11 protein-coding genes are annotated in these 12196 nt (G+C 52.1%); 7 read left to right on the forward strand and 4 right to left on the reverse strand.

Annotated elements, in window-relative coordinates; all coding sequences use genetic code 11:
* The first annotated feature begins 14 nt into the window (after positions 1-14).
* Positions 15-1019 (forward strand): aspartate carbamoyltransferase catalytic subunit, encoded by a 1005-nt coding sequence (locus V7676_RS04670; protein ID WP_335658482.1) that lies wholly within the window; start codon positions 15-17, stop codon positions 1017-1019.
* Positions 1016-2236: a dihydroorotase gene (locus V7676_RS04675; RefSeq protein ID WP_335658483.1), complete on the forward strand. Its 1221-nt coding sequence runs from the start codon at positions 1016-1018 to the stop codon at positions 2234-2236. Before V7676_RS04670 ends, V7676_RS04675 begins: the two co-directional genes overlap by 4 nt.
* Positions 2237-2271: 35 nt before the next feature.
* On the opposite strand, the gene V7676_RS04680 is transcribed toward V7676_RS04675, so the two are convergent.
* Genes V7676_RS04680 through V7676_RS04690 form a run of 3 tightly spaced genes read right to left on the reverse strand, consistent with a single transcriptional unit; the run spans position 2272 to position 5219 of the window.
* Complete coding sequence (locus tag V7676_RS04680) at positions 2272-3714, reverse strand: SPOR domain-containing protein (RefSeq protein ID WP_335658484.1); 1443 nt, start codon at positions 3712-3714, stop codon at positions 2272-2274.
* Positions 3715-3750: 36 nt separating this feature from the next.
* On the reverse strand, positions 3751-4479 hold the full coding sequence (locus V7676_RS04685; protein WP_335658485.1) for a hypothetical protein: 729 nt from the start codon (positions 4477-4479) through the stop codon (positions 3751-3753).
* Positions 4480-4496: 17 nt separating this feature from the next.
* Positions 4497-5219: a ParA family protein gene (locus V7676_RS04690; RefSeq protein WP_335658486.1), complete on the reverse strand. Its 723-nt coding sequence runs from the start codon at positions 5217-5219 to the stop codon at positions 4497-4499.
* Between the two features lie 271 nt (positions 5220-5490).
* Here V7676_RS04690 and V7676_RS04695 point away from each other — a divergent pair, with 271 nt between their 5' ends.
* The gene (locus V7676_RS04695) at positions 5491-6513 is read left to right on the forward strand and encodes an SPOR domain-containing protein (RefSeq protein ID WP_335658487.1); all 1023 of its coding nucleotides are present in this window, start codon (positions 5491-5493) and stop codon (positions 6511-6513) included.
* A gap of 19 nt (positions 6514-6532) precedes the next feature.
* Here the strand turns inward: V7676_RS04695 and serB are convergent, their stop codons facing one another.
* Positions 6533-7414 (reverse strand): phosphoserine phosphatase SerB, encoded by an 882-nt coding sequence (gene serB / locus V7676_RS04700; RefSeq protein WP_335658488.1) that lies wholly within the window; start codon positions 7412-7414, stop codon positions 6533-6535.
* On the opposite strand from serB, the gene miaA reads away from it, so the two are divergent.
* From miaA to ilvC, 4 genes are all read left to right on the forward strand, one after another.
* Positions 7407-8360 (forward strand): tRNA (adenosine(37)-N6)-dimethylallyltransferase MiaA, encoded by a 954-nt coding sequence (gene miaA / locus V7676_RS04705; protein WP_442955395.1) that lies wholly within the window; start codon positions 7407-7409, stop codon positions 8358-8360. The genes serB and miaA overlap by 8 nt on opposite strands.
* Positions 8361-8500: 140 nt before the next feature.
* Positions 8501-10246 carry an acetolactate synthase 3 large subunit gene (locus V7676_RS04710; RefSeq protein WP_335658489.1) on the forward strand — a complete coding sequence of 582 codons (1746 nt, stop codon included), beginning with the start codon at positions 8501-8503 and terminating at the stop codon, positions 10244-10246.
* Positions 10246-10761: an acetolactate synthase small subunit gene (ilvN, locus tag V7676_RS04715; RefSeq protein ID WP_335658490.1), complete on the forward strand. Its 516-nt coding sequence runs from the start codon at positions 10246-10248 to the stop codon at positions 10759-10761. Before V7676_RS04710 ends, ilvN begins: the two co-directional genes overlap by 1 nt.
* Before the next feature lie 127 nt (positions 10762-10888).
* Positions 10889-11908, forward strand: coding sequence for a ketol-acid reductoisomerase (gene ilvC / locus V7676_RS04720; protein ID WP_335658491.1), 1020 nt, complete (start codon positions 10889-10891; stop codon positions 11906-11908).
* Positions 11909-12196 lie beyond the last annotated feature (288 nt).

A 12196-nucleotide genomic window follows, 5' to 3' on the forward strand; every position in this document is an offset into this window, starting at 1 on the left:
TAGAGCTGACTTTAATGACATCAGATCAAACAGGTTCACCATCCGCCGCCGGACATCAGTTTCCCGCTGGGTCGGATGCTTTCCCACATCGCCATCTATTGGGCATCGCCGGGATGCAACCTTGGGAGATATTATTTCTTTTGAAAGAGGCCGAGCAATGGGTCGATCTTAACCGAAAATCGATCAAACATTCCGAGCGGCTTGATGGGCTGACTGTGATCAACGCTTTTTTCGAGAATAGCACACGCACGCTGCTCTCCTTTGAAATCGCAGGCAAACGGATGGGCGCAGATGTTGTCAATATGCATGCCGCCCAATCCAGCATTAAAAAGGGTGAAACACTGATCGATACGGCGGTAACGCTCAACGCCATGCGCGCGGATGCGATTGTGATCCGTCATGGCAGCTCCGGCGCGGTCCAGCTAATCGCGGACAAAGTGGACTGCCCTGTTCTTAACGCCGGTGACGGTAGCCATGAACACCCCACGCAAGCCTTGCTCGATGCATTGACGATTCAACGGCGCAAAGGCGATATTAGCGGCCTTACCGTTACAATATGCGGCGATGTCATGCACAGCCGGGTTGCACGCTCTAATATCTATTGCCTGACCACATTGGGCGCAAAAGTCCGCGTTTGTGCACCAACTTCTCTATTACCGGCAGCGCTTGACAGAATGAATGTGGAAGCTTTCTCTAATTTTGAGCAGGCACTCGACGGCGCAGATGTCGTCATGATGCTCCGGCTTCAAAATGAACGCATGAACGGTGATTTCATTCCAAGTCCGAGAGAATTTCATGCGTTTTATGGGCTGACCAGAGAGCGGCTTGCATTAGCAAAGCCTGATGCACTGGTTATGCATCCCGGCCCCATGAATCGCGGTATTGAGATTAGCAGCGATATTGCCGATGATCTCGACCGATCGGCAATTACCGAACAAGTGGAAATGGGTGTAGCCGTCCGAATGGCATGTCTCGACGTACTGACCCGCCGGTCGCGCAGCGTGGAGGGCTGGTCATGAAGAAGTTTTTCACCAATGCGCAGCTTATCCTTGGTCCAGATATGCCGCCACAATCCGGCACTGTGCACGTTGATGGCGACCGCATCGTCAGCGTGAACGATGATTCGCGTTCCCAAGATTATGAGATTATTGATTGTCAGGGCCTTATAATTGCGCCCGGCATTATTGATCTGGGCGTTTTTGCAATCGACAAACCTGCTTTTCATTTCGGCGGAATCACGCGCGCCGCATTAATGCCCGATCAATCACCGGCGCTCGATTTGCCAGCCATGATCAAACATAATGCAGCCGAAGGGAAACCGGATTTATGGTCCCACCCTCTCGCCGCGGCCACGAAGGGCTTACTTGGCAAAGAATTGGCGGAGATTGGTTTGATGAAACAAGCCGGCGCCCGCGCGGTCGCGACCGGCAGAAGCTGGATCGCGGATAGCGGCATCATGCTCAAACTGCTTCAATATTGCCGATCACTGGATATGCCGGTAATCGTCCATAGCGAAGATAGTGGTTTAACCGCAGGCGCAGTCGCAACCGCTGGTGAAACCGCGACCCGTCTGGGATTGTCGAGCGCACCTGCTGCGGCTGAAGCGCTCTCCATCGCCCGTGATATCGCATTGGTGCGGGAAAGCGGCGCGCATGTCCATTTTCGGCAGGTAACCACTGCACAAGGACTGGCCCTAATTCGTTCGGCGAAAGCAGAGGGATTGCCCCTCACATGTGGCATAACCCCTGCCCATCTCTTTTTATCCGACATTGCCACCAGTAATTTCAGAACCTTCGCCAAATTATCACCGCCGCTGCGCAGCGAAGAGGACAGACAGGCTTGTCTCGACGCCATCAAAGACAGCACGATAGATATTATATCATCAGGTCATGATCCACGTGGGCCTGAAGATAAACGCTTGCCCTTTGCGGAAGCAGAATCGGGAATGGCGGGTGCGGAAACGCTGCTTGCGCTATCATTGAACCTAGTCCGCGATGAACTTATCAGCATTAGTCGTTTGTTTGAAATGCTGTCAGCCACGCCAGCCAAAATATTGGGCGTAGAAGCGGGGCAAATTACTACAGGTTTTGAAGCAGATCTGATCCTCATCGATCCGGACGCGCCTTGGCAGGTTGATACCCGTAAAATGGCCGCTTCTGCTGGCAATACGCCGTTTGATAAATTACCGGTTCAAGGCCGGGTACGCGCCATATATAAGGGCGGAAAAGCCCTTTAGCTTTCCCGCCCCGATAGTAAAATTGTTAAATGGTCTTAGCGTGCGGCGATTTGGCGCGGCGCTTTGCTAGCCATTTGTGTCGGACGAACCGTATCCACATTGCGGACGATGCAGTTGCCACCCTTTGCCTTTATGCCTGCGCACATGGCGTTAGCGGACTGCTCATTACCAAAACCCATTGCGGCTAAGCGGTAAAGGGTTTTGCCCTTCACCTTAACGGCGGAACTTGCATATTGGAATGATTTCAGATCGCTATTGCGCTCAGACAAAATGCCCCAAGCGCGCTTCGCGCTTTCGGCTGAAGAGAATGCACCCAGTTGCACCAAATGATTACCATTGGAAACTGCACGAGATCGCGGTGTAAAAGCAATTTTTTGCATGACCGGCTTTACAGCGGAAATGGCTTGAATTGCAGCGGTCGTGACAGGCGCGGCGGTTGTTTCTACCACAGCATTTTCATCAGGTGCCGTTGGGCCTTCAGCAATGAAGGCTTTCTCTGGACTGATTGATGCCGTTTTCGCTGATAAAGTTTTTGCAGCTGGTTTGCTGGCAGGAACATCAACATGGGACACTTCGACATTATTCGCCTTTGCCATAAAATCCACATTGGAACCCGAAACTGGCGCAGGGCCAACAGCAGGCAGCGGCGCATTACGATCAAAGCTTGCCACTTCAACGCTATAATCCTCATCGGGATTTGCATTCGCAACGGCTGGCATCGCCGGTGTCACATTCAGTGCCAGACCAACGGGTTGACCCGGATCGTTAGCGGCAGGTGTCACGTTCAACAACGATGCAACCCGTACTTCATAGGCATCTGGACGAGCCATTTGCGCCCATTGCATGACCCGTTTATCGACGGAAGCTGGTGTTATATCCTGCATCGCCATTAGTTTGGCTTCTTGCCAGCGGCCATCCAAAGCATATGCAAGGCCTAGGTTCTGGCGCGTGCGACCGGAGACATCCGAATTGCGGATAGCCTGTTCCAAAGTGGCAATTGCGGTTTTCGTGTCCCCTGCCATTGCAAGTGCAAGACCGTAATCGGCAGTTGGAATATACTGACGGTTGTTCTCGATCAGTTGCAACGCTTTATTCGCTTTTCCCTGCGCCAATTGCGCCATGCTCAGGCTTAACAGCGTACGGGCATCATTTTTACCAAGTTCCATGGCGTCCAGAAAACTGCGTTCGGCGGATTGGAAACGTCCGGCAGCCATATAGGAATGCCCAAGAAGCGCGCGTGTTTCCGGATCATTACCGACACCAGCGACAGAGCGTTCTGCGTAAATAATCGCATCTTCGGTTTTGCCATCGCGGAGCGCTTTTTCAGCCTTTTTGGCGTATTTCGCACCATCTTTAACTGTAGCAGGTTTCGCCGATGAAGATGCTACCGAGCCGCCTCCAAAAGGTCCGCAACCGGTAAGAGTGGTAGAAATGACCATCGCCGAAGCGGCCAGTTTCAAAATTGTATCGCGTTTCATATCAATGCCCTCGCAATTAAATTCAATATCATCAGTTTAAGCAGCGCCGCGTGACGGAATACGCCCCGCTAGGTCTTCAAGTTCGGGGATAGACTTCAAATATTCGTCGACAGCTTTGGTTACCAACTGTTGCGCCGAAATATTCTTCATAGCCGTCGCCAAGCGCAGTTTTAGGTGCCTATCGGGGTCTAAACGTAAGGTAAACGCGGCCCTGGCATTGCGTGTTCGTGATTTTTTTGCCGGAGCCCGGACTTTCACTGATTGCGGCGTCTCAACTGGTGTTTTACGCGGCGTAGGCGTTTTACCAATTTTGGAATGTTCAGCAACAGGCGCGACTTCACGCGAAATCGAAAGCGGCACGGGAACAGCCTGCTCTACATTCTCGGACGAAGCCTTAGGGACAACTGGCGCAATGACCTCAGGTTCCGGTGCCGCCGGAACTTCTTCCTGATACATGGGCTGCTGGCTCAACTTGGCCGCAATTTCTTCCTGCTGCTTACGAACCGCAGGCACGACATCGGGAATAGCACCCGCAAGCGGATTATAATGATATTGATCAGACTCTGTTCCATTATATCCGTCTGTCTGAACGGCTTCATGGTCAGGGTTCACGTCATATCCCATGTCGTTCCAGCCCAGATCTTCATTTTCATGATGGGACTCGGATGGAAAGGCCATACCTTGACGCCGCATGGCTGGCTTTGCTCCGCCTTTTCTTGCGAGAAGGGACGATGACAGGGATGCTAATGGTTTAGGTTCGGTCATATTCTCTGCTCCTCCCACTAGGATCCAACAACCCGGCGACCAAAATTGCCTCCGGGGCGTATGGCGCCAACATTGCTGGCCGGGGCCATGGCAGGGGATGAGAATACTGTCCGGCGGAAATTTTTCTCTAACCGATCGGAAATATAACTCCACAAATGTTGGATTTCTAAAGAAGAGCGGCCTTTAGGATCGACTTCCATAACGGTCCGTCCGTCAATCATTGATCCGGCAAAATCTGTACGATGATGAACCGTAATCGGCGCGACAGTGCCATGCTGTGACAGCGCGACGGCCGCTTCAGAGGTAATTTTTGCTTTCGGCGTGGCGCCATTAACAACAAATAAAAGCGGCTTTCCTGCACGCTCACATAAATCAACCGTCGCACCCACTGCCCGAAGATCGTGCGGGCTGGGGCGGGTTGGGATGACAATAAGCTCAGCAACCGAGATGACCGATTGAATCGCCATGGTAATGGCCGGAGGCGTATCGATGACAGCAAGTTTAAAACCCTGTTGGCGCAAGATTGCCAAATCAGCAGCCAGTCGTGATACTGTGGTTTGCGCAAAGGCTGGCAATTCCGCCTCGCGTTCATTCCACCAATCAGCCAATGAACCTTGCGGATCGATATCGATCAGAACCACTGGACCTGCTCCGGCCAATTGGGCTTGTACGGCCAAATGACCCGACAAAGTTGTTTTGCCGGAGCCACCTTTTTGGGATGCCATTGCTAGAACTCGCACTCTATTCCCCTTAGTCTCATTGCGGTTTGATCAGGACGTCTGAATTACATTCGTCGCCCTCTCTGACAGAACAGGGCTAAAATAGGGTTAACAAACCCGTGTTGTTTTTTTCCGCACCGAAAAAAATTTACATGGCATTAGATTTCAGCTGCCGGGCGGTTTTACCACGCCAATTTTCTTCCGATGAGGTTACCAAAAATTTGCAAATTGGCGTTAAGAACAAATTACGGATAAGGTGATCTCATAAATTTGCAGACTAAGGGCCGATCAGATGACAATTTCAAAAATAGCACGCCGCTTTTTAATGGCTTCTGCCATATTCGGATTGGCATCCCCCGCACTCGCGGATGTGAAGGACGGGGTTGATGCCTGGGGCCGTGGTGATTACCGGGCCGCTATTGCAGAATGGCGCGGACCTGCGGATGCTGGCGATGCCGATGCGCAGTTCAACATGGGTCAGGCCTATAAACTGGGCCGCGGTGTTGAAATGGATTTGACCAAAGCTGAGCAATATTACAAAACAGCCGCGAATCAGGGCCATTTGCAAGCCAGCGATAATTACGGGCTGATCCTGTTCCAGAATAAGCGTCAAAGCGAAGCCCTGCCCTATTTACAGGCCTCTGCCAACCGCGGCGAATCGCGCGCGCAATATGTTCTGGGCACAGGTCATTTCAACGGCGATTTTGTAGAGAAAGACTGGATCAAGGCTTACGCCCTGATGACAAGGGCTGCTGCGGCAGGACTATCGCAGGCAACTTCAAATATGGCGCAGATGGACAAGTATATTCCGCTGGATGAACGCCGCAAGGCCATTGAACTAGCGGGGCAGATGGAAGAAAATGAAAAACGTGTTCGTACTGCTCAAGTCGGCGGTTTGCGATCGCCCCCGTCGAGCGGCGAAATTGAAACAGCGCGATTACCAGCATCGGCGGCCGTGGTCCCGCCTAGTGTTCCAACGCCAACGCCCGTGGCACCACCTATAGTCAAAACTGCACCGGTGGTCACAGCGGCGCCTGCCAAAAAGCCAGTTTCTGCACCTCCACCCGCTACCGCAACTGCAACCGGGAATTGGCGTGTTCAACTCGGTGCTTTTAGCGATCAAAGCAAAGCAAAGGCCCTTTGGAATCGTCTTGAAAAGCAGATTTCCGACTTGAACGGGTTGCAACCTTATCTTGTGGCAGCGGGTTCCATCACTCGCCTGCAAGCAGGCCCTCTTGCATCAAAGGCAGAGGCTAACAAGATATGTAGTGCGGTCAAAGCCGCTAACAATGACTGTATCGTGAAATCCCAATAGTGGGAGACGTTACAGGAACTTAGCTGACGACCCAATCACGCGATCCGATACCTTGTATATATAGCAAGGCGCTCAGGTCATTGTGATGGATAGCGACATCGGCTGCCGCTGCGGCTTTAGGTTTTGCATGATAAGCAACGCCCATTCCCGCTAAGGCAATCATCGGAATATCATTGGCACCATCGCCGACCGCCATGCATTGATCCAGAGAGAGCCCGGCAGATTGCGCGCTATGTTGCAGCAATTTTGCTTTTCGCTGTGCATCGACGACAGAACCGGTGAGTTTCCCGGTCAAGGAGCCAGCGGCCTCTTCCAATATATTTGCTTCAACACTGGCAAACCCGATGTCTCGCGCCACCGGATCAGCAAATCGCGTAAACCCGCCGGATACCAATATGGTTTTCGCGCCGCGTGCAGCCATGGTCTGAACCAATATTTTGGCTCCCGGCATAACTCTCACCTTTTCATCAAGGCATTTATCAATGGCTGATAAATCCAGTCCAGCAAGCAAGGCCACCCTGCCCCGTAACGCCTCTTCAAAATCCAGCTCCCCGAGCATGGCGCGTTCCGTAATCTCAGCGATCTGATCCTTGATGCCCGCATAGCCCGCCAGTTCGTCGATACATTCAACAGTGATCATCGTGCTATCCATGTCGGAAATTAGCAGCTTTTTTTCCCGATTTTGCTGCGGTTGAACCACAAAATCAATTGCAGCCCCCTCTATAAAAAGAGCGCCCCGTGCTGCCATCAAATTTCCATCAAAATAGATATCAACGGCTTTGCCATCAGTTATCTCGCCCACACGGTCAATTTGTGCGCCTGCTGCAGCCAATCGGTCGGTCGCTGAACTTAGCTCTCCCTTTTTCAGCTGATCTGCTGCTATTAGCGTCGCAATGAGCATAAATTCTCCGAAAGATAATAGGCCTCAAGACGAAAAGCCTAACAAAAATAAAGATGTGGCGTTGATCGTTGGCCCGACGGCCAGCGGAAAATCCGCATTGGCATTGAAGCTGGCCAAAAAGCAACCCTCTGTGATCATCAATGCGGACAGCGCACAGGTATATTCCGATCTTCAAATTCTAAGCGCACGGCCAAATGCGCAGGAGATGGAGGGAGTAGACCATCGACTTTATGGCTATATTGATGGAGCGGACACCTGTTCTGCAGCCCGCTGGGCCAGCGATGCAAAGGACGAAATCTCCGCCGCACATGATAAGGGTTTATTACCGATTCTCGTTGGGGGAACCGGACTCTATATCCGCACCTTGCTCGATGGGATTGCCCCCATACCCGAAATATCCTCTGCTGTTCGGGCTCAGGTTCGGGAGATGGATGTGGCCGATGCCTATGCCGCCCTTCTTTCCGAAGACCCGGATTCTGCTGCGCGCTTAAATGCACGGGATTCGAGCCGAATCATGCGGGCGCTTGAAGTTGTCCGATCCTCTGGCAAACCAATGGGCCATTGGCATGCCCACATGGCGGGCGGCATTTCCGATAATATTGCTCTGCGCCCGTTAGTCCTGCTTCCACCACGTGACTGGCTATATGAACGATGTGATCGCCGTTTCCAGATCATGCTTGATCAGGGCGCCCAAGAGGAGGTTCAAAAACTGCTCGCAAGAGATTTACCCACAGATTGTCCGGTAATGCGGGCCATCGGTGTGCCGGAAATCATTGCGATGATAAAAGGTGATAGCAGCCTTGAAGACGCCCGGACCCGCGCAATGGCCGCCACACGGCAATATGCGAAACGGCAATATACCTGGTTCCGGAATCAGTGTCCCAAGCATTGGCCGCGCCTCGACTGGATAATAAATAACGAAAATATGGATAATATTGTTATTTAATTACAATTATTGACCTTGACACAATATATAAAAATAGGTAGCGCGCCCATTCCAGCGAATGTTGAGCATTGCCTTGCAGTGCAGCATCGCCTATCAAACGCCCGCCCATCGCGGGCTAAACTATAGTAACGGAGCGTCAAGTGGTCGAAAAAAGCGGTGCAGATATATTGGTCGAAACTCTATTGAGTTTGGGCGTCGATACCGTCTTCGGCTATCCGGGCGGCGCAGTGCTGCCGATTTATGACGCGCTCTATAAGCATCCTAAGCTGAAACATATTCTGGTACGGCACGAACAAGCGGCCACCCATGCGGCCGAAGGCTATGCGCGTTCGACCGGAAAGCCTGGCGTGGTTTTGGTGACCTCTGGTCCCGGCGCGACCAATGCGATTACCGGCATTACCGATGCGCTGATGGATTCCATCCCGATGGTTGTTATCACCGGACAGGTCGCGACCAATTTAATTGGGTCAGATGCTTTTCAGGAAGCGGATACAGTTGGCATAACGCGCCACTGTACGAAACATAATTATCTGGTCAAAAAACCGTCTGATCTCGCGGGCATTCTGACCGAGGCTTTCCATATCGCGACCCAAGGCCGGCCCGGCCCCGTCGTTGTCGATATTCCTAAAAATGTGCAGGTCGCCGAAGCGGAATATAGCGCGCATGCAGGTCTTAAAAACTCCCGCTATCAGCCACAGGTTGATGGTGATTTCAAGGCGATTAACGAAGCCGCTGAAATGATCATGCAGGCCAAGGCTCCTGTCCTTTATACCGGCGGCGGGATCATTAACAGTGGACCGAAAGCCAGTGAAACGTTGCGCGAGTTGGCCGAGCTATTGAAAGCACCGGTAACGTCGACACTGATGGGGCTTGGTGCTTTTCCGGCATCGTCCGATCAATGGCTAGGTATGCTCGGTATGCATGGTACATATGAAGCGAATATGGTGATGAACCGCGCAGACTTGGTTGTTTGCCTTGGCGCGCGATTTGATGACCGGATCACGGGCCGGATCGATGCCTTCTCGCCAAATAGCAAGAAAATCCACGTCGATATTGACCGGTCCTCAGTCAACAAAACCATTCGCGTCGATCTGCCGGTTATCGGCGATGTTGGCCGCGTCATGGAACAGCTATTGGCGGTTCTGAAAGGTCGCAAATTCAAATCCCCCGGATATGAAGAATGGTGGGCGCGGATCAAAGGCTGGCGGGCAACCAACTGCCTTTCCTATCCGGAGAGCGAGACCGAAATCATGCCGCAACTGGCAATACGGAAGCTTTGGGAAGCGACCCATGAACGCCATCCAATCATCACGACCGAAGTTGGCCAGCATCAAATGTGGGCGGCACAACATTTTGATTTTGAAAAACCCAATAAATGGCTCACTAGCGGCGGCCTTGGTACCATGGGCTATGGCTTACCTGCAGCCATTGGCGCGCAATTGGGCCATCCTGATGCGTTGGTTATTGATATTGCCGGTGAAGCATCGATCCAGATGAATATTCAGGAGCTAGCCACGGCTACCCAATATCGTCTGCCGGTCAAGATTTTCATACTGAATAACGAATATATGGGTATGGTCCGGCAATGGCAGGAATTGACCTATGAAAGTCGCTATTCCAACAGTTATTCTGACAGCTTGCCCGATTTCATCAAACTGGCCGAAAGCTATGGCTGGACCGGTATATTAATTGAGGATCCTGCCGATCTTGATGCGGGAATTGCAAAAATGCTGGAAACAGACGGCCCCGTATTGGTCGATTGCCGCGTGGCCAAACTGGCCAATTGCTTCCCGATGATCCCATCCGGTGCGGCGCATACCGAAATGCTGCTAACCGCAGAGGATGTTAAAGGTACAATGGACGATAACGCAAAGGCGCTTGTTTAATGCATATCAATGAAGAACAAGTCGAGCGCCACGTTCTTGCCGTTCTGGTCGATAATGAAGCGGGCATATTAGCGCGGATCGCCGGTATGTTTACCGCGCGCGGCTATAATATCGAAAGCCTGACCGTCGCTGATATCAGCGCTGATCATGCGATCAGTCGGATAACCATAGCGACCAATGGGCCGATGTCTGTGATCGAACAAATCATTGCGCAGCTCGACCGGCTAGTGCCCGTACATAGCGTACGTGATCTCACCGCGGCAGGCCCGCATGTGCAGCGCGAACTCGCTCTGGTAAAAGTTGCTGGCAAAGGCGAAAGCCGGATCGAAGCGATGCGGCTTGCCGATATTTATCGCGCCCGGGTTGTGGATGCGACTACCGAAAGTTTTGTTTTCGAAATTACCGGTACGCCGGATAAAATTGAAACATTTGTCAGCCTGATGCGCGAAGTTGGTTTGGTCGAAGTTGGCCGCACCGGCGTCGTCGCTATCGGTAGGGGGCCAGACGCAGCTTAAGAATATGTAATTTACCGTTTAACCATTCGTCATGCCGAACTTTTTTCAGCATCTCAGGCTCTCATCAACGGCCGCGGATATTGAAACAAGTTCAGCGTGACGGAAATATTTAAGGAGTATCAGGAACATGAAAGTTTATTATGACGCAGATGCCGATCTTGGCCTCATCAAAGACAAGAAGATCGCCATTATTGGCTATGGCAGTCAGGGCCATGCCCATGCTCAAAACCTTCGCGACAGCGGCGTAAAAGACGTAGCCATCGCGCTACGTGCTGGTTCGGCAACGGCCAAAAAAGCAGAAACCGCTGGCTTTCAGGTTATGACCAATCCCGATGCTGCCGCATGGGCCGATATTGTGATGATCCTCGCACCGGATGAGCATCAAGCCGCGATTTATGCTGATGACTTGCATGACAATATGAAACAGGGCGCTGCCCTCGCCTTTGCCCATGGCCTCAACATTCACTTCGGTTTGATCGAAGCGCGTTCCGACCTTGATGTCATCATGATCGCTCCCAAAGGCCCCGGCCACACGGTGCGTAGTGAATATCAGCGCGGCGGCGGTGTTCCCTGCCTGATCGCGATTGACCGTGATGTATCGGGTAATGCCCATGACGTAGCCCTAGCCTATGCTTCCGGCGTTGGCGGCGGTCGTTCCGGTATTATCGAAACCAATTTCCGCGAAGAGTGCGAAACCGATCTATTCGGCGAACAAGCCGTACTTTGCGGCGGGATCACCCATTTGATCCAGGCAGGCTTCGAAACATTGACCGAAGCTGGTTATGCACCGGAAATGGCCTATTTCGAATGTCTGCACGAAACCAAGTTGATCGTTGACCTCCTCTATGAAGGCGGCATTGCCAACATGCGTTATTCCATCTCCAACACGGCAGAATATGGCGACATCACAACCGGCCCACGGATCATCACTGCGGAAACAAAAGCGGAAATGAAACGAGTATTAGCCGACATCCAGTCTGGTCGTTTCGTCAAAGACTTCGTACTCGATAACCGCGCTGGTCAGCCGGAATTAAAAGCAGCCCGGAAACAAGCCGAAGCGCATCCCATCGAGAAAACGGGCGCAGAGCTTCGCGCTATGATGCCATGGATCGGTGCTAACCAACTGGTCGACAAAGCAAAGAACTAAGCCCAGGCCTATTCACGCCGCGCCGGTTCCAGCTACAAAATAGCTGATTGGCGCGGTGATACCTGACTTTGTAATTTTAATTATCGTAAAAGAAACGGCGGCAGGACATGGTTCCGCCGCCGTTTCTTTTTGCGTGATTGGCCAACCGTCTCCGTTCTCGCGATCCCACGTTTCGGTGGTTCCGGCCTCAGGTTTTATATCGCATAAAATAAATTCGTCGGCATGGTTGATTTCTACGCTGCAGGAGATATGTATAGCGCTATGCAAACGGTTTCCATCCTAAAGCTA

Source organism: Parasphingorhabdus sp., assembly GCF_036963805.1.
In the GTDB taxonomy this organism is placed as follows: domain Bacteria; phylum Pseudomonadota; class Alphaproteobacteria; order Sphingomonadales; family Sphingomonadaceae; genus Parasphingorhabdus.

Excerpts from the sequence above, each read along its gene's own strand:
- V7676_RS04670 (WP_335658482.1), top strand. The coding sequence starts at position 15 with ATGACATCAGATCAAACAGGTTCACCATCCGCCGCCGGACATCAGTTT.
- serB (WP_335658488.1), bottom strand. The coding sequence starts at position 7,414 with ATGCTCATTGCGACGCTAATAGCAGCAGATCAGCTGAAAAAGGGAGAG.
- V7676_RS04675 (WP_335658483.1), top strand. The coding sequence starts at position 1,016 with ATGAAGAAGTTTTTCACCAATGCGCAGCTTATCCTTGGTCCAGATATG.
- ilvC (WP_335658491.1), top strand. The coding sequence starts at position 10,889 with ATGAAAGTTTATTATGACGCAGATGCCGATCTTGGCCTCATCAAAGAC.
- ilvN (WP_335658490.1), top strand. The coding sequence starts at position 10,246 with ATGCATATCAATGAAGAACAAGTCGAGCGCCACGTTCTTGCCGTTCTG.
- V7676_RS04695 (WP_335658487.1), top strand. The coding sequence starts at position 5,491 with ATGACAATTTCAAAAATAGCACGCCGCTTTTTAATGGCTTCTGCCATA.
- V7676_RS04685 (WP_335658485.1), bottom strand. The coding sequence starts at position 4,479 with ATGACCGAACCTAAACCATTAGCATCCCTGTCATCGTCCCTTCTCGCA.
- miaA (WP_442955395.1), top strand. The coding sequence starts at position 7,407 with ATGAGCATAAATTCTCCGAAAGATAATAGGCCTCAAGACGAAAAGCCT.
- V7676_RS04680 (WP_335658484.1), bottom strand. The coding sequence starts at position 3,714 with ATGAAACGCGATACAATTTTGAAACTGGCCGCTTCGGCGATGGTCATT.